We start from the raw sequence: 23,449 nt of genomic DNA, 5'->3' as shown, positions 1-23,449 counted from the left end.
TCTCTTTTTCTCTTTTTCTCTTTTTCTCTTTTTCTCTTTTTCGCTTTTTCTATTAAGGCATACTAAAAAAGGCTTTTCCTATCTCAAATTGGCTGAACAGGCTGTTCTTTCGAAAATATAATGACAATACGCAGTATGATTTGAAGGAGCGAAACGTCAAATGGGGATCATCAATGGAAAAGAATTCATTGACCGATTGAATAAACTGCAAAACGAAATATGGTATGATGGCGAAAAAATAAAGGGTAACATTTCTGATCATCCTGCATTTAAAGGAATAATCAAAACCAAAAGCTCGCTTTATGATTTGCAAACGAAGGATGAGTTAATAAATGAAATGACTTATTGCCTTCCTGGAGAACATGACCCAATCGGTCTCTCATATCTTCAGCCTAAAACCAAGAGTGATTTGAGAAAAAGAAGGAACATGATTGAACATTGGGCTAGACATACTCACGGAATGATGGGGAGAAGTCCGGATTATATGAATACGGTCATGATGAGCTTTGCATCCTCAGCAGAGCTTTTAAGAGATAAAGAAAATTGCTTTCCAGAACATATACTAGACATGTATAAACAAGCTGCTAAACACGATCTTTCCTTTACCCATACATTCATTACTCCCCAAGTGAACCGGTCACAGTCCTATTTTGGCTCCAGCGAAAAACCAATATCTGCTAAAGTCATTGATAGGACCGAAAAAGGATTAATTGTACAAGGCGCGCGTCTGCTTGCAACCCAAGGCGGGCTAACGGATGAAATCCTGGTTTTTTCGGCACCTAAATTTTTCTTTGAAACAGATGAAGCCTTTGCTTTTTCAATTCCATCTAATACAAAAGGCGTTAAATTCATCACAAGAGAATCATTTGTATTAAGCGAATCATCCTTTAATCATCCCTTAAGCTCAAGGTATGAAGAAATGGATTCAATCGTTGTTTTTGATCAGGTACTAGTGCCATGGAATCGTGTGTTTTTTTATGATAATGTTGAAGCAGCTAACGATTTTATGACAAAAAGCTCCTTTCATGCCTTTACCTTTCATCAGGTCGTCATTAGGCAAATGATAAAGGTTGAATTTCTATTAGGAGTTGCACAGCTTCTTGTCGACACTATTAATGTTTCTGAATATCAGCATATACAACAAAAACTCTCTGAAATCATTGTGGGGTTGGAAACCATCAAAGCACTCATTGAGAAATCAGAAAATGACGCTCAGTTAGATGAATTCGGCTATATGCGTCCCAGTTTAATTCCTCTTCAAGTCATCAGTACGATCATTCCTACTCTATATCCTCGATTCACTGAAATCATTCAGTTAATTGGCGCTAGCGGAATGGTGACGCTGCCGACAGAAAATGCGTTTGACTCAGAGATACGGGAAGATCTTGATCGATACCTCCAAGCAACCAATACAAACGCTGAAGAACGTGTGAAAATTTTCCGCTTGGCTTGGGATTTAACAATGAGTTCATTCGGAACAAGGGAAACTCACTACGAAAGATACTTTTTCGGAGATCCTATTCGGATTTCAAGCAGACTGTATACAAGTTATCCAAAGCAGCAGCAAGTGAACATGATTAAAGCGTTTTTACATGCGGATGTTGATGATTGATATCTATTCATACTAAAAAAACAGCGGGAAAAGGTCCGCTGTTTCGTATTTTTTATTCAGGAAACTGTACATGGCCCGGCACTGTATATGCATTGGACGTTCCGCTTTCAGGCAGCTTCGGAATCGTGTCTTTCACAACTTTTCCGCGGATGTCAGTGATTCTGACTGTGAGAGAGCCTGTCCCTAAATTAGTGCTGACAAAATGGTTATAGTCCATTTTCTCCATGTTGATCCACTTTCCGTCTTTATTATATTCCATTTTCATAACAGGATACTTGTGATTTCTGACTTGGATTGCAGCCCACCACCTGCTGCTGCCTTCTTTGATCCGGTACGTGAAATTGCCCGTGATTGGGGCTTTGACAACACGCCATTTAATATTGATTTTTCCGTCTTTGATATTGCCGATTTTACGGAAGGCATTAGGTGACAGATCGAGCGCTCCCCGAGCGCCTTCAGGATATAGATCGGTAACGTAGACAATTGTTTTTCCTTTTGGCCCTTGGACTTCCAAATAAGAACCTGCAAGTGCCGCTTTCACTCCTCCGTAATTGAGATCTGCCGGATTTATTGCAGTAATCTCCATATCAGAAGGAATGGGATCCAGCAGGAAAGCTCCTCCTGAATAACCTGACCCTGTATACGTTGCATAGCCTTCATGCAGGTCATCAAATGCTGCCGAAGCTTGCGGGGAAAAACAAAGGATCATCAACAAAACCATGCCAACAACTGCACTTATTTTCTTTTTCATACATGCCCTCCTCAATCCAGACTTTAAATGAGAATCATTATCATTGTAAGACTCAATCCATCTGGTTTGAAAGAGGAAATAGATTCATAGATATTTTATGACAGATTCTCTATCATACATATATCCAAGGAAGTGTTTGATGAAAAAATCAATACGAATGAACGAGTATGCTCATCCGCCGAATGACTTGTTTTTATTTGCTGAGCTATAGCAATAACCGAAATAAAACGAGTTTTTAGCCTGACAACAGCCAAGCAGGAAAAATTATTTTTCCCCGCTCAGTTTTAACTTAGCTGTCATCATGATGCCAAATATCAGCACGATCGGAACCCAAATGATGATGTAATAAAAATCAGGCTCAGCTAAAGCCACAATAATAGCCCCTACACAATATAAGATAATGGCCAGCGCTCTTAACACAGCATCTCTTAAAAATGTCTTTTTCTGCTTTTTAAAAAACAAACGGCCGGACAAATCCTCTAACAGAGAAGCCAATGTTCCGGTCAACACAGTTGAAGAAATACCTGCGATCCCCAGCTTTTTTGCTGCTATTGTTTGAATCCCCATGGAAATGCTCAAGAGAATAATAAGGATGTATACAGGAACAAAAGACGAATAAAAAGAAAGACAAGCAAAAACAAATAAAATGAATGCTTCAAGTGCAAGCGCTTTTGTCACAGCAGAAGGCCAAAGGGTATTTTCTGCCTTTCCGACCATCAGTGTTGAAATAATCACGCCGCATATAAATCCGATTAGCGCAGTCAAAGAATTAAAAACAGTAACCTGAAGGGATTTGCCGATAGCCAACCCCAATAATACAATGTTTCCCGTCATATTAGCTGTGAACACATGTCCCAAGCTTAAATACCCGATTACATCCACAATTCCAGCTGTTAAACATAAAAGCGAAAGCAAGGTGTTTCGATAAGCTGCTGCAGTCAACGGTGTATCAATCCTTTCCTATTTCAATTAAAAGTGTGTCTTTAAAACGCGATCGTATATTTTTAAATAACCCGGCTTTAATTTAGGAAGATAGAACCTATTATTCCTTTCCATTAACTGTAATAATAATCCCCACGAGGAAATTTATTAAAATTGAAAGGGAGCATATTATGATGAAACGATTTTGTTTATGGTTGGCCATGTTCAGTTTGTTATTGGTTCTTTTGCCTGGAAAAGCGTTAGGCGCCGTCGATTTTCCAAATACCTCAACGAATGGCCTTTTAGGATTTGCCGGAAATGCTAAAAATGAAAAAGGCATTTCTAAAGCGAGCACAACGGGCGGAAAAAACGGTCAGATTGTTTACATTCAAAGCGTAAATGATTTAAAAACCCATCTAGGAGGATCTACTCCGAAAATTTTAGTGCTTCAAAATGATCTTTCCGCATCTTCGAAAACAACAGTCACCATTGGTTCAAATAAAACACTCGTAGGCTCATACGCGAAAAAAACGCTAAAAAATATTTATTTAACAACTTCATCTGCCTCTGGAAACGTCATTTTTCAAAATCTGACTTTTGAACACAGTCCGCAGATTAATGGAAATAATGATATCCAGCTTTATTTAGATTCCGGCATCAACTATTGGATTGACCACGTCACATTCTCAGGCCATAGCTATAGTGCAAGCGGAAGTGATTTGGACAAGCTCCTGTATATCGGAAAATCAGCAGATTATATCACGATCAGCAACTCAAAATTCGCGAATCATAAATACGGTTTGATTTTAGGATACCCAGATGATTCGCAGCATCAATATGACGGCTATCCCCACATGACAATCGCCAACAATTATTTTGAGAACCTGTATGTAAGAGGCCCGGGTCTTATGAGATACGGATACTTTCATGTTAAAAACAATTACAGCAACAACTTTAACCAGGCGATTACGATTGCCACAAAAGCAAAAATATATTCCGAATATAATTACTTTGGAAAAGGCAGTGAAAAAGGCGGGATCCTTGATGACAAGGGCACTGGTTATTTCAAGGATACAGGCAGCTATCCGTCTCTCAACAAGCAAACCTCTCCGCTGACTTCCTGGAATCCCGGATCTAATTACAGCTACCGTGTCCAAACGCCGCAGTATACAAAAGAATTTGTCACGAAATACGCCGGATCACAAAGTACAACACTGGTATTTGGCTACTGACACAAAAGAGGCCTGCGTAAAATAACGCCGAGCCTCTTTTTTACTTATAGGCTATTTTTAAGCGGTCTTGTTCCCTCCATCAGATTGGATGAAGGTACTGAAACAATTCCTTTTGCTCCTCTTTATGACTTTTTCACGATAACTTCTCAACGGTTTTTATTATACCAGTTTGATACAAGTAAAAAGAATTCATATTATAAAGTTTCAATATATTGATTTTTATCATCTATAAACGAGACCGCCATCAGTTAATATGGCTTGACCTGTAATGTAATCTGAAGCATCTGAAGCTAAGAATGATACCAAATTAGCAACGTCCTCAGGTGTTTGATATCTTTTAAGGGCTATTTCCGAAGAAAATTTTTCAAAAGCTTCTCCTTGCTGCAAATCATCACTATGTTTCACCATTTCTTCATCAATTCTGTCCCACATTTTTGTTTTTGCGACTCCGGGACAATATGCATTCACTGTTATGTTATACTTCGCCAACTCTTTAGCAGCTGAATGTGTAAAAGACTTCACCGCATGCTTCGTCGCTGAATATGTGCCCAGCATTTCAAATGACTCGTGACCCGCTATACTGCATGCGTTAATGATTTTGCCCTTTGTTTCTTGTTTGATTAACTGGTCAGCGGCTGCTTGAGTGCCAAAGACAACTCCATTCACATTAACCTGAAATAATCTATTCAGTTGTTCTTCTGTGATTTCCAAAAATGGAGAAACAGCTTCAATCCCCGCATTGTTTACAAAAACATCTAAACGGCCAAACTGATCTACTGTTTCTTTAACCAAATTGAATTGGTCATCACGTTTTGATACATCACCTTTCACACCAATCACCTGAAAGTGTTTCTCTTTAAAATCCGAAAGCGTTTCATTTAGCAATGCTTCATTGATATCGTGCAGCACTACACGAAAACCATCTTTACATAGTCTCTCTGCGATGCCTCTCCCTAATCCGCCTGCAGAACCTGTAACTATCGCCGTCTTGGACATAAATAATCCCCTTTCGCAATGAGTTAACGTGACTATATATTTATTTTAACAAATCAATTTTTCTCCACATCATGTAAACTGCTTAGGTTTGCTCTTATTTAAAATCATTCGTCCGAACTTGCTCCCCACCCCAATTGCTATATCAGAGGGATAATTATGCCGGGCATGCTTTTCTACGCGAAAAAAACATTTCAATCAATGTCCTTTTCATCTTATCTTTAGACACGTAAAAAAAGGCCAAGTATTAGACCGGCCTTAACGTTCAATCTTTTATTAATATTCATATAACTCATCAAACTGATAACCATATAAACCTTTAACTTTCACTTCTCCACAGCCCTGATCTTTCGTTAACTTTAAATAATGATTCTTGTACGGCATCGCTTCTGTTTGATCAGTTGCGCTGAAATCAAAATGGTTGCCTGTGAAATTTTTCTCACTTAGTGTTATTTCATTTCCTGATAAAGAAAGGCGAAACAGTCTAGCATGAATTTTGCATCCTTCCGCATCAAAAATTGTGAATCTGTATCCGAACTGAGACGGAAACCTATTTGGATTTGAATCATCGGACATCATGAACTCTTTTTGATTTTCTGTCATCGTAAAACTTACTTTTTCCTCATTTTTTACAATAGCTGCTGAAGCATTCCCTGCACTGATTGTCATAAAAAACAAAGCTAAGATTAACGTGAAGAACTTTTTCACTTAGATTCCCCCAAGCCTTTTTATTTCAATATATTGGAATCTGAAGCTTTGATCAATATAAACTTTGATAAAAAAATGCTGAATTAATTATCTAAACCATGCCTTCACTACATGATTCGTGAAATTAGGATCATTAAAAGGAACATTTGCTTTACCGAAATCTGTTATATTTAAAGCATTTCTCGCTGCCGGAGTTAAGTCTTCCCATCCGATTAATGGTTGAGTGCCCCCTGCTGCATGATCACTAATATGTAATTCATGGTTTAAGGGCCATGTGCTGTCGTAAGCAATTAATGGATGTGTATCCTTCATATTGCTTTCATTCGGTTGAACATTTGTAAATTTTCCGTGTCCAGAGTATGCAATTGATAAAACTTGTGGATTTTGATTAGCAGGATTGTCGACCCAAACTACGATGCCTTCCCAGTCATGTCTATGACCCAAACTTGGAGAAGCCTCATCCTTCGGAAAATACCAAGAATACATGATGGCCCACACGCCATTGTACCAAGTTGAACGTGAATAAACTTGTCCGATATGCTTGCTGCACCCCCCTTCAGGCGCTCCAGTCGGCTGTAACCCGCCACTCGTATTGCCTTGTGCGTCTACTGCCGGAAAGGGCACACAGCCGCTATAAACCTTCAAATACGGCTGGAACCGTTTTGCGGCTTTTTGAGAAACAGTAGTTGGGGCAACTTCATTGAATCCTACTACTTTGTCATGATCAATGACAGCAGCATCGACTGTTGGAACTAAGCTGATAAAAGCGAAAAATAACATCAAAACAGCACACACAATGTTCTTCATTTCACTTTCCTCCTTATCGCATTCGTTATGTAAGGTCTAAGCTGCAAAGTCATTATACAAATAGTGGAACCTCTATTCAATCAAGTTTACAGAATCTTAAAATCAATAAACATAATCGGTACTGGCCTGTCCTTTTCATTAAACATTTTTTCCACCCTTTATTGCTTCTACCTTCAACCGTTAGCCTGCAGTGCATTTCGCCTTTTTGATTTTCATCTATCCAGCCTGTACAATATTCAAAAACCCCAAAAAGGATGATGGACATGTGCGGCAGGTTTACTTTATTCTCTGCATTTGAAGATATTATTGACCACTTTGACATCGATCAATTTTTACCTAAAGACGAATACCATCCAAGCTATAATGTCGCTCCATCACAAAACGTCCTGACAATCATCAATGATGGAGCAAATAATCGCCTAGGCAAAATTAAATGGGGTCTTATTCCTCCCTGGGCAAAAGATGAAAAGATCGGCTATAAAATGATCAACGCACGAGCTGAAACATTACCCGAGAAACCGGCCTTTCGAAAACCGCTTGTCAGCAAACGCTGCATCATTCCAGCCGACAGTTTTTATGAATGGAAACGGCTTGATCCCAAAACCAAAATTCCGATGCGGATCAAGCTGAAATCATCTGCTCTTTTTTCGTTTGCCGGCTTATATGAAAAGTGGAAAACAAACCAAGGGACCCCTCTTTACACCTGCACAATCATAACAACTAAGCCTAATGAACTCATGAAAGATATACACGACCGAATGCCGGTTATATTGACTCATGATCATGAAAAAGAGTGGCTGAATCCTCAACATACAAATCCTGATTATCTGCAAAGCTTACTTGTGCCTTATGATGCTGATGACATGGAAGCATATCAGGTTTCATCATTAGTGAACTCCCCTAAAAATAATTCACCTGAGCTTCTTGTTGCACAGAATCGTATGTAATGATTGAGTTTCTATATCATAAGATTTTGTAAATGAGCTTTAGTCCTAGTGCCGATCTATTCTAGTTTTAATGAATATTTAGTACACAGATCAATTAGTTGTTTAATACGATTGAAAATTTCATTACTGAAAAATAATATTATTATGTAAACCGTAAATAAATAAGCAATGTAAACCCCTTTACAACAGGGTTTACATTGCTTATTTAAACTTAATCCTTGCAGAAAATCGCTTTATTGATCAACTTTGTCAGAAAAATAACTGAACCACATTAAACTTATGAAGCCTGCAGCACCTATGATTGTAAATATGATATAAGCCCATGTGGGTAAATCCATACACTTTCCCTCCTAAGAAATAAATTAAGGGATTTTTTATCTTAGGCCTTCTTCTTTCTTTTTCTTATCCAATTTAATACCTATGAAAATGTTGATTATTGCAGCTGGGACATATAAAAATCCTACTCCCAGAATGCCTAAAATTGTACTTAAACTTACTATGTAGCTTTTGGTCATCACTTGACTGTCAATTAAAATAAGAAGTGTAATCAATCCAGCTAAAACACCTGCAAACCAGGCATTTCCAACAGCGTAAGAATCATCTAGCACTCCTAGTAATTGTCCAAAGATTGAAATTCCAAGAGCAGTAATACTGGATAATATCGTGAGTGCTTTCATTCTCGCCTCCGTAGACAATTAGATAATGGTTATCATTTCCACTTAAACATTTTAAAGTTCACAACAATACTATGCAAGCAGAAAAACCCTATATAACGTATCTTACATAGGGATTTAATATCAGTGTATCGTATTCTAATGAACATTCACCCCTACTGCAGCTTTTAACGTAACAATAGTGAAATCCATTTTGTGATCGGTTAACTTCTTTACGTGCTGGGATATTTCACAACAGGCACTTTCTTCTTACGCAGAGAATCGAGCATCACTGATCCAGCCTTCAAGTTGCCTTGCACTAATTCTTTAGGCGTCAATGCCATCCACTGATGGAGTGACACGTCTGCATAGCGGTCACTTTTGAACATTTCTAAAAACCATAACGTTTCTGTACCGGTGTTTTGTATATAATGTCCAGCATTGGAAGGCACGTATCCCACGTCTCCTGCTCTATAATCAAATGTGCGGGCAGTCCCATTCCCGATAAATACTGTCATGCGTCCCTGTCCTGTCAGATAATACTGCCATTCATCGCTATTGGGATGCCAATGAAGCTCTCTCATCGCGCCAGGCTCAATCTGAACAAGTGCTGCCGCTATGTTTTTTGAAATCGGGAAGTTAGAAGAGTCCACAATTCGTACGCTTCCCCCAGGCGTTTGAATGGGGGTTTGATTTAATAACTCGTATTTGAAAGTCAAGGGGACTTTTCCGTAAGGTGACTGAATGTCTTCACTGGCGACTGATCCCGGCACATTTCCTTGATAAATATAGACTTGTTCTGAAGGAAGAGAGTGAAAAGCATTCTCTGGGACACCAAAATTTGCAGACAGAACATCTTTTGGCGTGTGTGCAAGCCAATCTGAAATGGTTAACGTCGAAAACTCAGAAAAGTTTCCATCATCGAAGACGAGCAGAAATTCGCAATGTTCTAATCCTTGAATGGAGTGCGGAATTCCTGCGGGAAAGTACCAAAGATCGCCTGGACCAACATTAGCAATGAAATTTCGCCCCTCTTGGTCAACTGCGGTGATGCGGGCCCGTCCCAAAAGCAATAAGCCCATTCCGCTTGTTTATGCCAATGAAGTTCACGTACGCCTCCCGCAGTTAAGCTCATATTTACTCCTGCAATTGCGGTCGAAATCGGAAGCTGCCTAACGGTGATTTCACGTGACCAGCCGCCGTGATCTAATTTCATCGGAGCATCTGAGAATGAAAATCTCAAATTAGGAATCATACCTTCGTCTGTAACAGGCGGAACAAGTATATTTGGATTTTGAATATCTCGCATCATATTACGCGGTCCCGCATCAATAGCTCCGGCTCCATCACTTCGAATAGGCTGCGGCACGTTTCTGTCTTCATGATTGATTGGCTGCTTTTCCAACAGTAAACACCTCAACAAGTTTTTTATTTCAGCCTATGCAGGGGCTCATATTGCTGTGCCTAGAGATCCGCAAATAAAAAAGTGGCCATCATCACCGTTATCTTTTATACCATAGCTTCTTATGTAATTTGATTTCTTCTGTTTGTTTTTTCTCGTCTGTCTTCCACTCCACTTTAACTAATACATCATGTCCTATCACTTCATCTTCAGGCATAAAATCAAAGGTAGCGATATGGTCTTCCATGTGTCCTCCACCTGGCATTTCTTCGCCTGTATACTCTGATAAAGCATAATCTTCTCTGTCATCATACTTTTTCCCATCTATGAACAAGGTGATTTTTTCAACAACAGTCCTCTTTTCGTCTTTCTTACTCCCCTGCCAATACAAATTTAGAAAGTAATTAGGTCCAATTGACGTCTTGTCTGATTTTTCAAGGTTAGAAACCCACAGTCCGCTTCTTCCGCTGCCCTCATATTTCACTTTGTTTCCTGAGATCATTACAATGATTGCTACGATGCAGATTATTAAGAATGCAGCAATCATCAATAGCCATTTTTTAATGTTGGTCTTTTTTCTCATGATTTTCCTCACTTCCCTCATACTTAGTAGGAAAATGGGGTCAAAATGTTACTGATAAGAACTTAAATTAAAGCGTTACAGGGGCAAGATTAAAACTTATAACATGCTCTTTAATGCATTTTTTATTTCATTGAGTCAATTACCTTCAAAATGATTACATTCTTTAACAAAATTCCCTATGATTGTGGTAATATCTTTGTGAGATATTTTTGAATTTTAAGAAAGAGGGGTTTAGATGAGCAAGATTGCTTCAGAAGTTGTTGCTACTGCGCTTAATGATTGGTACATTGCTATAAAGAAACAGAAGGTTAATGAATCAATCAAGTATTACTCAGAAATAAAAAAACAATTTGATGATATGGAAGAAGATCAGGAGGTTCTTGCCTATTACAGTTTATTAGAAGAAAGACATAAGATGTTGTTACACTCATCACGAGGAGAACCATTACAAAAGCACACTTACTTTACTGAAGACAATCAAGCCTTTATTAAGAAAACCAACGACAAATTGGAATACAATTTTTATTTATTTGAAGCCATGTACGAAGCGTATAACAAAAATTACGATCGAGCTATTAATTTATACGGATTAGCAGAGAAAAAACTTGCAGAAATTCCAGATGAGATCGAAGCAGCAGAATTTTACTCCAAAGTCTCCTACCTTTACACTCTCGTTAAACAAAGTGTTGTATCGCAACACTACATAAAAAATGCCATCGCTATATATAAGCGATACCCTGATTACAAGTGCAAACTGGCTGTATCATTAATGATTGCAGCAGCAAACTATGCTGATATTAGACGATTTGAAGAGTCAGAAGAATATTATCTGGAGGCAATAAACATTGCTAAGGAAGTAAATGATGAATTTTTGGAAGCACAGTTATATCACAATCTCAGTATCGTTTATTCTGACTGGAACAAATCCAATGAGTGTATTAAGTCTCTTGAAAAGGCTTTAGAAGAGGAATCTTGGGCAGATTCAATTTATTATATCCATTCAATATTCATGATGATTAAAGAACAATTTAAAATTGACGAAAAAGCGAAAGCCATTCATTTTTACAATAAAGCACAGGAAAGACTCATATCAATGGAGAATAACATATACGAAGCCAAAATCAGCATCTTATACAACCTTTATTGCGGTGAATTAAAAAACAACTTTAAAAATTGCATAGATCATATTGAATTTTTGAAACAACAAAATGACCTTGAAAGTGTTGATGAATTAGCTTACTTAGCCGCAAAAAGATTTGAAACAATAGGTGCTTTTGAAGAGGCTGCAAGCTTTTTCAATGAAAAGATTTGGGCTGAACAGAAAATGAATCAGGTGGAGGGAATCTTATGAAAAAACTAGTGCTTTGCGTGTCTATTTTAACTGTGATATTAAGTGGAGTAGCTTTAACGCAATTGAGTACAGATTCACCATCTAGCATCCAAGTTGCTGAAAGGCCAGTCGGAGGTTAAGGAAAAGATCAATGAATATAGCCCACCTCATGAGAGTGGGCTTTTTGTTTTTTCATTACTCCAAACTCGCTACATCTTACGGCGAATAAGCACCTATTATAAGGCTATAATTAGACCCTTTAATTCTTATCAGCAGAACTACAAAATGATAAAATGTTATCATGACTTATTAACAGCTAAAAGAGGGATTAATTTGAAAGAAAAATTATATTCATGTTTAATTTGCGGATATAAGGGATTAAGTCAAAATCCTTTGTATAAAGGCGAGTATCAAAAAACGTTTGATATTTGTCCATGCTGTGATTTTGAGTTTGGCTACAGTGAGGATCATGATGTCAGATTAGGCTTTATTGTAACTCCGGATCATTTAATCGAGGCTGCATTTCGTAAACAATGGATTGAGTCTGGTATGAAAATTGCTCATCCTGAAGATATTCCTGAAGAATATAAAAACGATGATTGCTTAAAATTTGAAGTTTTGTTGAAACAATTGAAAAACCTAAATCTTGACATAGAAAATTTTGAAATTGACGGCTTTCATGTTTAAATGCGTTGCATGTTTTTCAAAGGTGTAACTGTCTTTTTCTTTGTAATTTTAAGCTGCAGGAAATGATCCAGCGGCTTGGTCATTTCGATACCTTTCTTTATTCGTATTCAATAAAGACTTTGTGATCATCGACAAACATTTCACTTCCATCGGATAAGTGTATCCAAAAAGCTTCCTCTGGTTCTTCTCTATAGTCATAAATCGCAGTAACTTTGACGTTTGACTCATCTTTGATTGGTTTTCCAACTGTTATTTTCGTTTTTTCCTCTGGCAAAGTAATGGATCTAATCATCAAAGCCCTCCCATCATTTTTATTTTACTCTCCCCTTTCCTTTCTGGAAGTATGCCGCTTTAAAGCCTAATTAACCCCATCTTCAGTAAATTTAAAGGTTTGTTTTAAGTGGCGTCCTTCTTTCCCCTTTTGTGTCCAAATAATATCAACTTCTAATTCAGAAGCCTTATCTGCCAGCATAAAATGCTTGAACCTCAACGGCGAACCATCGTTTAAACTGTCAGCTAACGTTTTAGAATCTTCTTTTTGTTTTATACAATTTTCATCAGGACAACCAAAAAGTGAAAACCTTGTGATTGAATCAGGGTCATTTCTATACAGTTGCACATCCACTGTAGCTGCTTTTTCCCCTATGTTTTTGACTTCCAAGGAATATACTTTATATTCCCCGTTTTCAGGTCTCGCAAATTCCTTTACATTCTTTGCTTCACTTACTTTTACTAACCACTGGTCTGTTTTTTGTGTAATGGGCAACACCCTAAAAGTCAGGGCTTGCGCTTTTGATTGAACAAAGGTAAATCCAAATATTAAAACACATAAGGAAAATAATACCTTTTTCACTTTTTTTATCCCTTCTTTCTTTTTCATTCGCTTTTCAATAAAAGTGTGTCTTAGACATGATGTTGAGCAGTTTACAAGCTCTTAACCATCTAAGGGTATGTGCCTTACCGCTCGTCATTTATTTCTTTCGGTATCTGAGATGGTGCTTTAGGAACTTTTCGCAGTTTGTTATTGATCACATCAGAAGAGTAGAGTGTAACAACCATACTCCCCCCATGCCGTTTTGCCCGAATGAGTATTGGTTGATTATATTGGTTTTGAAAGAGAAAGTCTGGACCTCCCCAGCTTACTGTAGCATCACGTCCGGGAGGAACATATGGCACGCTTCTTGTATGAGAATAGCGCTGAACAATTCGCAGCCCCGCACGATCAACAGCATTAAATAGTGTTGATGATACCTGACAAATTCCTCCGCCCACGCCTTCAGATAACTCACCTTTAACGATAATGGGCGCACTCTTATAGCCTTTGTCCCGTGTTCTCATTCCAACAACTTGATTAAATGAAAACGTCTCATTAGGAAAAACAACATGGTTGTCAATTGCTTTAGCAGAAAGTGAAATATTGTGGGAACGGCTTTCATTGCTCGAATTAAAATAAGTTACGTACTGACCGAGCTTCTGCGTACTGATGTGAGCAAGCAATTCGCTGTCAACTTTCGGATAAATATTCAATTCAGGCACTTCTACCTTGGAGGAGCCTTGGCCGTAGAAATAAGCATAAAACTTTTCCATAAACGCCTGTTGATACAGTTTGTAACCAACCCTGCCCGGGATGATGCTCCCCTGATCGTTAAGTGCAGCATTTATCGGCTCACGGTAAATTTGCTGATCGAGCTGCAAGATGAACTTACGGTACTTTTCATGGTCAATCAGCGGCGTACCGGGAAGAGGCATCGTAAAGTTTTCACGGTTAACAGTGGCAATCGTCCGTCCCTCTTGTGTGATCGTTAAGCTGTCAGGCTGTTCGCTCGGCTGAGCCAATAATAATAGGCCAGTGATCCAAATTTGTATCATAAGTCGGTTTACCTCCCGACCATTAGTATGAACAGCAGCTTATCCTTTGATGTATTTCTTCCCATCGTTTGTTTGAATATTTAGATGTTGATTTAAGCAATAAAAAAGCCCTCATAGAGAGCTATATCTTTAATTGTTCACATCAACCCGAGCTCACTGAAACACACGGTTTAAATCGTTGAACAAGTTTAAAATGATAGAGCATCTCCCTCGCATGAGGATGCCTTTTTATTCCTGTCTAAAAAAATCATTTTATAACAACAATAAAATAATCCTTTTCAATATTTTTTTATTGTAAAACGATAAATCGTGTGTTAAGTTCAATTTGACAATAAATAAGTGAGGTGCTTTTTATGAATCGAGTGTCAACACTCTTTTTAAAGATTGCTGTTATTCTAATTGGAATTCCGATTCTTGCTTTGTGCATTTTTGTGGTGCCTAAGATAGCCAATTATACAGCAGAATTATTTCCAAATATGGCTTATATACAATATCTCGTTTTCATCTTTTTGTATGGAGCGGCGATACCTTTTTACTTTGCTCTTTATCAAGCGTTTAAGCTTTTAAGCTATATCGACAAGAACAAAGCTTTCTCTAAAATTTCTGTAAGAGCTTTAAAGAATATTAAATACTGTGCGGTCACTATCAGTATCTTGTTTGCGGCAGGCATGCCATTCTTTTATCTCATGGCCGAGGTAGACGACGCCCCGGGTATCATTGTCATCGGATTGGTCATTATTTTTGCTTCAATGGTGATAGCAGTCTTTGCTGCTGTTCTTCAAAAACTTTTAAAAGAAGCGATTGATATAAAATCAGAAAATGACTTAACGGTCTGAGGTGATGAACATGGCAATTATTATCAATATTGATGTGATGCTTGCTAAAAGGAAAATGAGCGTAACAGAGCTTTCGGAGAGGGTTGGCATAACGATGGCTAATCTTTCTATATTGAAAAACGGAAAAGCAAAGGCCATTCGATTATCAACCTTAGAAGCAATTTGTAAGGCTTTAGAATGTCAGCCAGGAGATATTCTGGAATACCGAAATGAAGAAGACACACAGGATTCATAAAGAAAAAATATTTATCATCAAAAGAAAAATAAAGTGATTTGGTGGTGATCCTATGGACGTAACCCAATGTCCATCTAAGCGTGCCTTACATATATCCAGAAAAAAACTTTGGAGGCACACATCATGAGAGCCCTAAAACAACTCGTTCGTTTTGGTTGGGAACAGGCCCTTTCATGTTTGTTTCCTGTCGTTATTTTTGCCTCTTTGGCTATTACACAAATCATCCCTCTTCCCTTCTTGCCGCGGTATGACTGGCTGCTCATCATCTGCGTTCTCATGCAGTGGTGGATGGTGCGTTCCGGTCTTGAGACACGGGATGAATTAAAAGTGATCACCTTGTTCCACCTGATTGGACTTGCTCTTGAACTTTTCAAAGTGCATATGGGCTCCTGGTCTTATCCAGAAGAAGGATATTCCAAAATGTTCGGGGTGCCTTTGTATAGCGGCTTCATGTACGCAAGTGTAGCCAGTTATCTATGCCAGGCGTGGAGAAGGCTTAATGTTGAACTGGTTAAGTGGCCGCCGTTTTTTGTAGTTGTACCGCTTGCGGCTGCGATTTATTTGAATTTTTTCACCCACCATTATTCGATTGACATTCGCTGGTGGTTATCTGGACTTGTCATCATTGTCTTTTGGCAATCATGGGTCATATACGAGGTGAATGGAGCTCGCTACCGTATGCCGCTTGCACTTTCTTTTGTGCTCATCGGATTTTTTATATGGATAGCCGAAAATATCGCAACCTTTTTCGGGGCTTGGACATATCCAAACCAAACTGATGCATGGAGTCTCGTTCATCTAGGAAAGGTGAGTTCATGGCTTTTATTAGTGATTGTTAGCTTTCTTATAGTTGCAACGTTAAAACAAGTAAAGGAACAGAATCCTACAAAGGCAGAAACTGCCAATTTTTATAACTGTTAAAACCCTTTTTAAAAAAGTCTTGGTCCTACGAATGGCAGGGTCAAGACTTTTTCAGGTTGAAGCTCTCCTAGCGCACAAAGTTTCAATAAGATACTGGGAAAAAGCAACGTTCGAATTGTTGCTTTTTTCTTATGATTGATCGCCTTATGTTTTTTTGTGTACGGATTTAAATCACGTCTGCTTTCAAGACCTTGATAAACTCTTGCGCCGCCGGCGTTATTTCATCAAATGAATGCGCGATAACGCCAATATCGCGGGTGATCCGCGGAAAGATGTCTTTTTTGATCAATTGATGCGGAACAGATGACAGTGTAAAGTTTGAAATAATGCCTATGCCCAAGTTGTTTTTAACCATATTGATCAAGGTTTCGGCATTTTGCACAGTTAAGTTTTCCTTTAATTCAATGCGGTGCTGCTGAAACGTGTTTGACATCGCAATTTCATGACCGCCTTTGCAAAAAATAAGGTCATCTTGATATGTTTTGAGGTCGACATGCTTTTCTTGTTTTAATTCGTCATATTGCGGCGGGATTACAGCCACCATATAGTCTTTGCACAATAGTTGATGGTCAAACGGTTCAAATGGAGATGCTGCGACCCCAATATCAACCGTCCGATCCTCGACCCATCCTTTGATTTGATCAGAGGTCCCTTCGACCAATTCTATGCGGATCAGCGGGTAGTTTGATCTGAATGCCGCAATCGCCTGCGGCATGATAATTGTTGAAACAGCAGGAAATGAACCGATTTTCACCTTCCCGCTTAGCAGCTTGTTTTCCCGGTTGGCTACTTGATATATTTTGCTTTCAATCCCCTTCATTTGCCTCGCCAGCAGTAAAATTTCCTTTCCGACATCAGTCAGCATTAAACCATGATGTTTATCTCTGATCAATAATTTCAGCTGCAGCGAGCTTTCCAGATTTTTAATCGCTTTGCTAACCGCTGGCTGAGAGATGAACAATTCTTTTGCCGCTTCTGTAATATTCAATTTCTCCCCGACTTTTACAAATATGTGAAGATGGTTCATGTTCATAACCATTTGGTTATACCCCCGATAATAAAAATGTATTTCAGTTATATATAAATGTAACATATGATAGAAACCAGCACGAATATTTAAACAAGAAAGGCGGCTTTATAATGGTAAAAGTCATGCTGGGAATCATATCTGTCACACTTATTTGGGGCTATACTTGGGTAGCGATGAAAGTAGGAATACATGACATCCCTCCGCTTTTGTTTTCGGCTTTGCGCCTGTTTATCGGGGCGGTTCCTTTATTTCTTATTCTCTTCATTCAAAGAAAGAAACTTTCAATAGGAAAAGCACATGTCAAAAGCTATATCATCATGAGCCTGCTAATGGGTCTGGGCTATATGGGGATCTTAACGTATGGAATGCAATTTGTTGATTCAGGAAAAACCTCTGTTTTGGTGTATACGATGCCTATATTTGTTACGGTGATCAGCCATTTTACATTAAACGAAAAAATGAATGTGTATAAAACGATCGGGCTGATAAGCGGCTTCTTTGGACTTTTATTTATATTTGGAAAAGAAATGCTGCATGTCGATCAAAGCGCTTTATTTGGAGAACTATGCGTCCTTGCGGCAGCGCTTAGCTGGGGAATCGCAAATGTGTTTAGCAAACTTCAATTCAAGCATATCGATATCATTCATATGAATGCCTGGCATCTTCTGATGGGAGCCGTCATGTTATTGGTTTTCTCCTTTATATTGGAACCGGTCCATTCAGCCAAGTGGACATATCAGGCGGTATGGTCATTGGTGTTTAATGGTTTGCTTTCTACCGGCTTTACATTTGTCGTATGGTTTTGGGTGCTCAATCAAATCGAAGCGTCAAAAGCATCCATGGCACTAATGTTCGTTCCCGTATTGGCTCTATTCTTTGGATGGCTGCAATTGCACGAACAGATCACCATAAACATCATCATCGGCGCACTGCTGATATGCTGCGGCATCTTTATGAATACATTTAAATTCTCACGTCAGAAAGTGTGAATGCATATACATTTCTCGGGAGTGATATTTAGTAATAACAATTTGCCAAAGCCTTTAGAGAAAATGAAAGATTTTTATACAACGTTTTTCATAAAACCGAAAACGACAAATACATCAATCCAAAAAATAATTTGAAACTATTTCATACAGCTTCAATCAGGAACCCGGCTTGAGCAAATAAGACGGTCGGATCTGATGCAGGGAAAATGAAAAAGAGCATGTAAATTAATGCTCTTTTGTTTTAAATTTATTTAAAATACTTCTTTATCTTGCTCCCTTTGCCTCTACAATAAAAGAATGTAACGTGTTAAGGTTTAATAAAAACTTCATTAGGAGTGGTTCTTTGCTTAAAGCTTCAAAAATTTTTATTTCATGTGCAGCTTTGATACTATGTGTGTATTCTCTATATAGTCAAAGTGAATTCCTCTTGGTTTCTCTCTGCACTTCTCTTTGTTTTAGTGGGAGTGGAATCACTTTCAAATAAACAAACAAGGTCAGGGTATTTGTTGTTCGGATCAGCGGCCTTTATACTTGTTGTGAACGTTGTAAAATACGTGATTTAAGTTAAACAAAGGAATGTGGAGTCCCAGAACCAATACATTACCGCAGTGACAATGCTCATTATCGATTCTTCGCTTATCGGTTTTTCGAAAGTTATTTTTGCATTCTCTTCAGGCAAAATAATCGATTTAATCATTCACTTCATTCCAAGTTTGTTTTACACTGCTGCGTCCTCAAGTAACTTCTAATTACAAGATTCAATATTACTCGTTAATACACTTGGCCCCAACTTTTGAGTTCTAGAATGAGAAAGACGTACTTGAACTTTAACATTCTTCATTTCGGCTGTAATTAAGTCAAATCTTCCCGCCCAACTAGGGCTCTCTTCCTCAGGAGTGGGATAAAGTTTAAACCGCCAACTAATTTCACCGGGTTTAGAAGCAAATCCTTCATAACTGTCGTAATTTCCATAAGAAGATGGTTCGGGAAGGTGGACAGCAAGAATGCTTATATTCGTTCTGGCAGCACTCGGTGGATTTAATTGCACCTTATAGATTAATGCCACACCTTTTGCATTTTTAAGGTTTTGATCCACCGGTTCCAGTATTACACTACAAGGCATTGAATTAGCATTTACTTGAGTTGGATAAGCAACAACAGCAGACAATAAGGATATAACTAAAATAAATCGTTTCACTGGATATCCCTCACAATTTTTTTAGTTAATTTCCCTTATTTCTGGATTGATTATTCAGTGCTCGATGTTCACAGACTTTATCCATTATTTTGTTTATGTAGAAATCCCATTTATTTTCTTTTAACAATTATTTCGACTTCATCACCTTCAATAAGTTCAAAAACTGCTTGGCACTTTGTATTCTGTTAATATATCGATTCCGGTTCATAACTCACCTGCATCATGCATTACGAATTTTCATCTTTTACACACCATACTTCATTATCATTTTATAAATCATAGTCTAGTTGATTAAATTCGGAAGGATTAGAACTGATTCAATCTCAAATAATTAAACATCTTGGTCATCTCTCTTATTCTTGTTGTGCCTTTGAATAGTATTTCGGCGAGCTATTACTGCAGGTATTAATAGCAGAGTACCAACAATAAGCAACATAAAAAAGATTACAAACAACGCTCCTGTACCGGGCACAATTTCTTCATAGGTAATAAAGCGTTCATCCCCTTGCAGGACGAAGAACCTAGAATTTTCGAGAAAGGCTAGATGAAAGGCTATAGACGTCCATAAGCTTCCTGTTACAATGCGCAGAAGTTGAAGGATGAATCCAAAAGACAACAATAAAACAATGTAATCTAATGTGATAGCAGGTGATTCAATTCCTGCTATATATTGCAAACCACTGACAGTTAATGGTGCAAGCACAAACAGGATCGGCTGAAGGAGTAAAGATATGAAACAGTTAAACCGCCTGTTTAGAGCATTGTACACTGTCCCACGAAAAGTTAATTCCTCTGGAAAAGCTTCATAAAAGAAAGCGATAATCATGTTTAAGAGCAATACTGTAACCAAATGGGCAGAGAAGTGAAATTGTGCAACTTTGATCCAGCCCAATAAATGGGCAATAGTGAATCCGGATCCGGATAGAATAATCACATACATTGCTCCCATAATGGCTTTCGGAATGGCTTGCCGCCACCCAGACAGTCCGATAGAGTAAAATGGTCTACTAGAAAACCGCTTAAGAAGAATGTAGAGCAACGGGACAGTCATTAAGGTCACTAAACCTGCTTGGATACTTTGCTGCAAAAGCTTGGAAGCACCTGCTTGGCGGGCCATTGAACCGATTAATGTAGCAAAAAACAAAGCAAAAACGAACGTTCCCCAGCTGAGCAAGATAGTTACCAACCATTTTGGATGATTGTTTTGTTTTCCGCTTTGGGTATGATGAAGGTACATTTGGATACCCCTTTCACATCTTTATATAAGCACTAAACAAAAAAGCAAATTGTGCAACTTATATTTAAACTTTATTATCTCGATACGTTCCAGATGCAGTTATTGTTTCAAATTTCTGCACCCCCCTACTTCCTTCTGATTAAATTCAGCATAAAAAGCGATCTGCTATTATATGTTTTCCTAATAAAAGGACATATAACAACATTCCAGGTTATTTAAAAACTATAATAAAAAAATGCCCCATAAGTTCAGGGGCATTTGGCAATGATTCTATTCATTTATTGTATTCATTAACTCGAAGAAATATTCAGGTTTATGGGTCTTATTTAGCTTATACCATGAATGCAATGTATCCGGTGCAAATACATCTAATTTTTTCAATACTTCCATCGCAAATTCTAGGGGAGCTATTCCTGATGCAGTAACCAAATTTTCATCAGATACTGCAGGTCCCTTCTCATATAATTTTTCTCCTTTATAAGTAGGACAGACCATTTTCATATACTCTAAGTCATTGCTTGTATGCTTTCTAGAATCTAAGTATCCATAATTCGCGAGGCCTTGGGTTGCACCACAAATGGCAGCAACAATCGTGCCAAGCTCTAAAGCTTCGCCAACTTTTTTCAAGATCGGTTGATGAGTATCTTCTCCCCAAGTATTCCCTCCGGGTAAAATTAAGAGATCTTTACTCTCAAGCGTACACTCATCAAGGGACATATCTGGTTTTATGCTGAGCCCTCCCATTGTCGTAATCATTTCTTTATTAACTCCTACTGTAACTACTTTTAAAGGGGCTACATCTTTTTTGAAATATCTCCCTGAGTTTAGTTCAGCAATCAAATATCCATATTCCCAGTCTGACATTGTATGAAATACATAAAGATAAACTTTTTTTGTTTTCACTCATAACACTCCAATCCCAATTGATAAAGCCCATTAGAATGACTTCGTGCCCATCCTTTTAAATAATGCCATACGGGTGGCAATAGGAACAATTATAAAATCTCATGCTACACCTAACCTATTATCAATGATGTAACATTTCACATAATGTTTACCTTTAAAATTGGTGTTTTTCTATTTTCTTATTCCTCTCTTTCCCCTCGTTACCCTAGTTCTCTTAACATATTAAAAATAAGAAAACGAAATGAATGAAAAGAGTTTTGTTAAACTAACTGTCATGAGGAATATTTCATAGAAATATATCGATTTCACTCCTATTTTTGTGGTATTAATAGAAGGTGAATACAAAATCAATTGAATTAGGAGGCCTTGATTAATTTGAAAAATAAAGCGACATTAAAACTTGGAATATGTATTGGACTTTTATGTTTAAGCCTTACTGGTTTCAAACCCTTTGACGGATCAACGCATGCTGAAGCAAAAGCCATAGAAGACACAAAAATGACAAGCTGTATAACTATTAAAAAATTTGTTCAACTTGAGAAAAAATTTGATGCCAGGCTTGGCGTTTATGCAATTGACACAGGTACAAACAAGACTATCGCCTATCGGCCGAATGAACGGTTTGCTTACGCATCAACCTATAAAGTTCTAGCCGCAGCTGCTGTCCTGAAGAAAAACTCAATTGAAAAACTTAATGAAGTCATCCACTACAGCAAAGACGATCTTGTTACATATTCTCCAATCACAGAAAAACACGTAGATACAGGCATGAGCCTGAAGGAAATCTCAGAAGCTGCTATCCGTTACAGCGATAATACTGCCGGGAACATATTGTTGCAACAACTTGGCGGCCCTAAAGGTTTCGAAAAGTCACTGAAACAGATTGGGGATCATGTAACCAAGGCTAATCGATTCGAGACGGATCTAAACTCTGCAGTTCCTGGGGATATTCGTGACACAAGCACCGCAAAAGCACTAGCAACCGACCTTAAAGCTTTCACTGTGGATAACACTCTCACGACTGATAAGCGCACGATCTTAACTGATTGGATGCGTGGGAACGCTACTGGTAACGAACTGATTCGGGCAGGCGCTCCTATAGGATGGGAAGTCGGCGATAAATCTGGAGCCGGAAGTTACGGAACACGAAACGACATTGCTATCGTTTGGCCGCCTAATAGAGCTCCTATTATTTTGGCAATCCTATCAAACCGGTTTACGAAAGATGCTCATTATGATAATGCTCTTATTGCTGAGGCTGCAAAAGTCGTCCTTAACGATCTCAAATCGTAGATGAAGACTCCTTTTTGGAGTCTTCTTATTCTGAAACCAGTTTATAATACTCTTAGTTATTCGGACCCACTTCCCAATATTTCGTCCCGTTAACAGACACTAACGTGTCAAACCATATCTCAAAATTGGAATCTAAGTTAACCGCATCTTCAATATCATCAATTGAATCTAGATATAACATATAACCTAATCCGTTTTTTTGTTTGTGTCAATGACATATCTTCCATCATAATGATATCCAATTAGGACGTATCCCTCGGGGAAATCTTGAACTCCATTGTAATCAATAATTCCTTCTGTGCTAAGTAA

At 38.2% G+C, this 23,449-nt stretch carries 24 protein-coding genes and 4 pseudogenes; 12 read left to right on the top strand and 16 right to left on the bottom strand.

Going from position 1 to position 23,449, the window contains the following annotated elements; genetic code table 11:
- The first annotated feature begins 160 nt into the window (after nt 1-160).
- Nucleotides 161-1,612 (top strand): 4-hydroxyphenylacetate 3-monooxygenase, oxygenase component, encoded by a 1,452-nt coding sequence (hpaB, locus tag KHQ79_RS21830; RefSeq protein ID WP_225516899.1) that lies wholly within the window; start codon nt 161-163, stop codon nt 1,610-1,612.
- 52 nt (nt 1,613-1,664) lie between these two features.
- Here hpaB and exlX read toward each other — a convergent pair whose 3' ends face one another.
- Both exlX and KHQ79_RS21820 read right to left on the bottom strand, forming a co-directional pair.
- Nucleotides 1,665-2,363, bottom strand: a complete 699-nt coding sequence (gene exlX / locus KHQ79_RS21825; RefSeq protein ID WP_060398757.1) for an expansin ExlX — start codon at nt 2,361-2,363, stop codon at nt 1,665-1,667.
- A 264-nt stretch (nt 2,364-2,627) separates the two neighbouring features.
- Nucleotides 2,628-3,305 (bottom strand): YoaK family protein, encoded by a 678-nt coding sequence (locus KHQ79_RS21820; protein WP_032732316.1) that lies wholly within the window; start codon nt 3,303-3,305, stop codon nt 2,628-2,630.
- Nucleotides 3,306-3,478: 173 nt separating this feature from the next.
- On the opposite strand from KHQ79_RS21820, the gene KHQ79_RS21815 reads away from it, so the two are divergent.
- Nucleotides 3,479-4,516, top strand: a complete 1,038-nt coding sequence (locus KHQ79_RS21815; protein WP_088112476.1) for a polysaccharide lyase family 1 protein — start codon at nt 3,479-3,481, stop codon at nt 4,514-4,516.
- 222 nt (nt 4,517-4,738) lie between these two features.
- On the opposite strand, the gene KHQ79_RS21810 is transcribed toward KHQ79_RS21815, so the two are convergent.
- The 3 genes from KHQ79_RS21810 to KHQ79_RS21800 all read right to left on the bottom strand — a co-directional run bounded on the left by KHQ79_RS21810 (nt 4,739) and on the right by KHQ79_RS21800 (nt 7,024).
- Nucleotides 4,739-5,512 (bottom strand): acetoin reductase, encoded by a 774-nt coding sequence (locus tag KHQ79_RS21810; protein ID WP_003241875.1) that lies wholly within the window; start codon nt 5,510-5,512, stop codon nt 4,739-4,741.
- A gap of 273 nt (nt 5,513-5,785) precedes the next feature.
- Nucleotides 5,786-6,178: a hypothetical protein gene (locus KHQ79_RS21805; RefSeq protein ID WP_225516936.1), complete on the bottom strand. Its 393-nt coding sequence runs from the start codon at nt 6,176-6,178 to the stop codon at nt 5,786-5,788.
- Nucleotides 6,179-6,304: 126 nt separating this feature from the next.
- On the bottom strand, nt 6,305-7,024 hold the full coding sequence (locus KHQ79_RS21800; protein ID WP_225516898.1) for an NPP1 family protein: 720 nt from the start codon (nt 7,022-7,024) through the stop codon (nt 6,305-6,307).
- 263 nt (nt 7,025-7,287) lie between these two features.
- On the opposite strand from KHQ79_RS21800, the gene KHQ79_RS21795 reads away from it, so the two are divergent.
- On the top strand, nt 7,288-7,971 hold the full coding sequence (locus KHQ79_RS21795; protein WP_225516897.1) for an SOS response-associated peptidase: 684 nt from the start codon (nt 7,288-7,290) through the stop codon (nt 7,969-7,971).
- Between the two features lie 374 nt (nt 7,972-8,345).
- On the opposite strand, the gene KHQ79_RS21790 is transcribed toward KHQ79_RS21795, so the two are convergent.
- From KHQ79_RS21790 to KHQ79_RS21780, 3 genes and pseudogenes are all read right to left on the bottom strand, one after another.
- Nucleotides 8,346-8,648: a hypothetical protein gene (locus KHQ79_RS21790; protein WP_003241865.1), complete on the bottom strand. Its 303-nt coding sequence runs from the start codon at nt 8,646-8,648 to the stop codon at nt 8,346-8,348.
- A gap of 209 nt (nt 8,649-8,857) precedes the next feature.
- A pseudogene (gene oxdD, locus KHQ79_RS21785) lies at nt 8,858-10,029 on the bottom strand (oxalate decarboxylase).
- A 97-nt stretch (nt 10,030-10,126) separates the two neighbouring features.
- Nucleotides 10,127-10,609, bottom strand: a complete 483-nt coding sequence (locus KHQ79_RS21780; RefSeq protein WP_225516896.1) for a DUF4944 domain-containing protein — start codon at nt 10,607-10,609, stop codon at nt 10,127-10,129.
- A 235-nt stretch (nt 10,610-10,844) separates the two neighbouring features.
- Between KHQ79_RS21780 and KHQ79_RS21775 the strand changes: the two genes are divergently transcribed.
- The 3 genes from KHQ79_RS21775 (at nt 10,845) to KHQ79_RS21765 (ending at nt 12,626) form a co-directional block, all read left to right on the top strand.
- Complete coding sequence (locus tag KHQ79_RS21775; RefSeq protein WP_225516895.1) at nt 10,845-11,960, top strand: Rap family tetratricopeptide repeat protein; 1,116 nt, start codon at nt 10,845-10,847, stop codon at nt 11,958-11,960.
- A complete protein-coding gene (gene phrK, locus KHQ79_RS21770; RefSeq protein WP_019258603.1) occupies nt 11,957-12,079 on the top strand; it encodes a phosphatase RapK inhibitor PhrK in 123 nt (40 codons plus the stop codon). Before KHQ79_RS21775 ends, phrK begins: the two co-directional genes overlap by 4 nt.
- Nucleotides 12,080-12,272: 193 nt before the next feature.
- Nucleotides 12,273-12,626 (top strand): hypothetical protein, encoded by a 354-nt coding sequence (locus KHQ79_RS21765; protein WP_225516894.1) that lies wholly within the window; start codon nt 12,273-12,275, stop codon nt 12,624-12,626.
- Nucleotides 12,627-12,723: 97 nt separating this feature from the next.
- On the opposite strand, the gene KHQ79_RS21760 is transcribed toward KHQ79_RS21765, so the two are convergent.
- From KHQ79_RS21760 to KHQ79_RS21750, 3 genes are all read right to left on the bottom strand, one after another.
- On the bottom strand, nt 12,724-12,918 hold the full coding sequence (locus KHQ79_RS21760) for a hypothetical protein (protein WP_003241855.1): 195 nt from the start codon (nt 12,916-12,918) through the stop codon (nt 12,724-12,726).
- Nucleotides 12,919-12,984: 66 nt separating this feature from the next.
- Nucleotides 12,985-13,479 (bottom strand): hypothetical protein, encoded by a 495-nt coding sequence (locus KHQ79_RS21755; protein WP_225516893.1) that lies wholly within the window; start codon nt 13,477-13,479, stop codon nt 12,985-12,987.
- Between the two features lie 104 nt (nt 13,480-13,583).
- Nucleotides 13,584-14,495 (bottom strand): VanW family protein, encoded by a 912-nt coding sequence (locus tag KHQ79_RS21750; RefSeq protein ID WP_225516892.1) that lies wholly within the window; start codon nt 14,493-14,495, stop codon nt 13,584-13,586.
- A 353-nt stretch (nt 14,496-14,848) separates the two neighbouring features.
- Here KHQ79_RS21750 and KHQ79_RS21745 point away from each other — a divergent pair, with 353 nt between their 5' ends.
- The 3 genes and pseudogenes from KHQ79_RS21745 (at nt 14,849) to KHQ79_RS21735 (ending at nt 16,487) form a co-directional block, all read left to right on the top strand.
- Nucleotides 14,849-15,331 (top strand): DUF2975 domain-containing protein, encoded by a 483-nt coding sequence (locus KHQ79_RS21745; protein ID WP_225516891.1) that lies wholly within the window; start codon nt 14,849-14,851, stop codon nt 15,329-15,331.
- 10 nt (nt 15,332-15,341) lie between these two features.
- Nucleotides 15,342-15,598 (top strand): annotated as a pseudogene (locus KHQ79_RS21740) (helix-turn-helix domain-containing protein).
- Between the two features lie 91 nt (nt 15,599-15,689).
- Nucleotides 15,690-16,487 carry a DUF817 domain-containing protein gene (locus KHQ79_RS21735; RefSeq protein WP_225516890.1) on the top strand — a complete coding sequence of 266 codons (798 nt, stop codon included), beginning with the start codon at nt 15,690-15,692 and terminating at the stop codon, nt 16,485-16,487.
- Nucleotides 16,488-16,653: 166 nt separating this feature from the next.
- Here the strand turns inward: KHQ79_RS21735 and KHQ79_RS21730 are convergent, their stop codons facing one another.
- Nucleotides 16,654-17,526 carry a LysR family transcriptional regulator gene (locus KHQ79_RS21730; protein ID WP_003241844.1) on the bottom strand — a complete coding sequence of 291 codons (873 nt, stop codon included), beginning with the start codon at nt 17,524-17,526 and terminating at the stop codon, nt 16,654-16,656.
- A gap of 101 nt (nt 17,527-17,627) precedes the next feature.
- On the opposite strand from KHQ79_RS21730, the gene KHQ79_RS21725 reads away from it, so the two are divergent.
- On the top strand, nt 17,628-18,506 hold the full coding sequence (locus KHQ79_RS21725; protein ID WP_225516889.1) for a DMT family transporter: 879 nt from the start codon (nt 17,628-17,630) through the stop codon (nt 18,504-18,506).
- Between the two features lie 343 nt (nt 18,507-18,849).
- Nucleotides 18,850-19,069: pseudogene (locus tag KHQ79_RS22195) on the top strand (hypothetical protein).
- Nucleotides 19,070-19,251: 182 nt separating this feature from the next.
- On the opposite strand, the gene KHQ79_RS21720 reads toward KHQ79_RS22195, so the two are convergent.
- From KHQ79_RS21720 to KHQ79_RS21710, 3 genes are all read right to left on the bottom strand, one after another.
- A complete protein-coding gene (locus KHQ79_RS21720) occupies nt 19,252-19,704 on the bottom strand; it encodes a YoqH family protein (protein WP_019258613.1) in 453 nt (150 codons plus the stop codon).
- Nucleotides 19,705-20,035: 331 nt separating this feature from the next.
- Nucleotides 20,036-20,941, bottom strand: a complete 906-nt coding sequence (locus tag KHQ79_RS21715) for a CPBP family intramembrane glutamic endopeptidase (RefSeq protein WP_225516888.1) — start codon at nt 20,939-20,941, stop codon at nt 20,036-20,038.
- A 270-nt stretch (nt 20,942-21,211) separates the two neighbouring features.
- Nucleotides 21,212-21,844 carry a type 1 glutamine amidotransferase family protein gene (locus KHQ79_RS21710; RefSeq protein WP_133489138.1) on the bottom strand — a complete coding sequence of 211 codons (633 nt, stop codon included), beginning with the start codon at nt 21,842-21,844 and terminating at the stop codon, nt 21,212-21,214.
- Between the two features lie 372 nt (nt 21,845-22,216).
- Here KHQ79_RS21710 and bla point away from each other — a divergent pair, with 372 nt between their 5' ends.
- Entirely contained in the window at nt 22,217-23,140 is a 924-nt protein-coding gene (gene bla / locus KHQ79_RS21705; protein WP_225516935.1) for a class A beta-lactamase, read from the top strand.
- 52 nt (nt 23,141-23,192) lie between these two features.
- Here bla and KHQ79_RS21700 read toward each other — a convergent pair.
- Nucleotides 23,193-23,449 (bottom strand): annotated as a pseudogene (locus tag KHQ79_RS21700) (SMI1/KNR4 family protein); the annotation flags it as partial.

Source organism: Bacillus sp. TSO22 (genome assembly GCF_020223595.1).
GTDB lineage: Bacteria > Bacillota > Bacilli > Bacillales > Bacillaceae > Bacillus > Bacillus inaquosorum.
Note: the sequence above shows the minus strand (reverse complement) of the source record. Positions and strands in the feature narration are given on the sequence as shown.

Coding starts and splice junctions, on each gene's coding strand:
- hpaB (WP_225516899.1), top strand. CDS start 161: ATGGGGATCATCAATGGAAAAGAATTCATTGACCGATTGAATAAACTG.
- exlX (WP_060398757.1), bottom strand. CDS start 2,363: ATGAAAAAGAAAATAAGTGCAGTTGTTGGCATGGTTTTGTTGATGATC.
- KHQ79_RS21815 (WP_088112476.1), top strand. CDS start 3,479: ATGAAACGATTTTGTTTATGGTTGGCCATGTTCAGTTTGTTATTGGTT.
- KHQ79_RS21810 (WP_003241875.1), bottom strand. CDS start 5,512: ATGTCCAAGACGGCGATAGTTACAGGTTCTGCAGGCGGATTAGGGAGA.
- KHQ79_RS21805 (WP_225516936.1), bottom strand. CDS start 6,178: ATGACAATCAGTGCAGGGAATGCTTCAGCAGCTATTGTAAAAAATGAG.
- KHQ79_RS21800 (WP_225516898.1), bottom strand. CDS start 7,024: ATGAAGAACATTGTGTGTGCTGTTTTGATGTTATTTTTCGCTTTTATC.
- KHQ79_RS21795 (WP_225516897.1), top strand. CDS start 7,288: ATGTGCGGCAGGTTTACTTTATTCTCTGCATTTGAAGATATTATTGAC.
- KHQ79_RS21790 (WP_003241865.1), bottom strand. CDS start 8,648: ATGAAAGCACTCACGATATTATCCAGTATTACTGCTCTTGGAATTTCA.
- KHQ79_RS21780 (WP_225516896.1), bottom strand. CDS start 10,609: ATGAGAAAAAAGACCAACATTAAAAAATGGCTATTGATGATTGCTGCA.
- KHQ79_RS21775 (WP_225516895.1), top strand. CDS start 10,845: ATGAGCAAGATTGCTTCAGAAGTTGTTGCTACTGCGCTTAATGATTGG.
- phrK (WP_019258603.1), top strand. CDS start 11,957: ATGAAAAAACTAGTGCTTTGCGTGTCTATTTTAACTGTGATATTAAGT.
- KHQ79_RS21760 (WP_003241855.1), bottom strand. CDS start 12,918: ATGATTAGATCCATTACTTTGCCAGAGGAAAAAACGAAAATAACAGTT.
- KHQ79_RS21750 (WP_225516892.1), bottom strand. CDS start 14,495: ATGATACAAATTTGGATCACTGGCCTATTATTATTGGCTCAGCCGAGC.
- KHQ79_RS21745 (WP_225516891.1), top strand. CDS start 14,849: ATGAATCGAGTGTCAACACTCTTTTTAAAGATTGCTGTTATTCTAATT.
- KHQ79_RS21735 (WP_225516890.1), top strand. CDS start 15,690: ATGAGAGCCCTAAAACAACTCGTTCGTTTTGGTTGGGAACAGGCCCTT.
- KHQ79_RS21730 (WP_003241844.1), bottom strand. CDS start 17,526: ATGGTTATGAACATGAACCATCTTCACATATTTGTAAAAGTCGGGGAG.
- KHQ79_RS21725 (WP_225516889.1), top strand. CDS start 17,628: ATGGTAAAAGTCATGCTGGGAATCATATCTGTCACACTTATTTGGGGC.
- KHQ79_RS21715 (WP_225516888.1), bottom strand. CDS start 20,941: ATGTACCTTCATCATACCCAAAGCGGAAAACAAAACAATCATCCAAAA.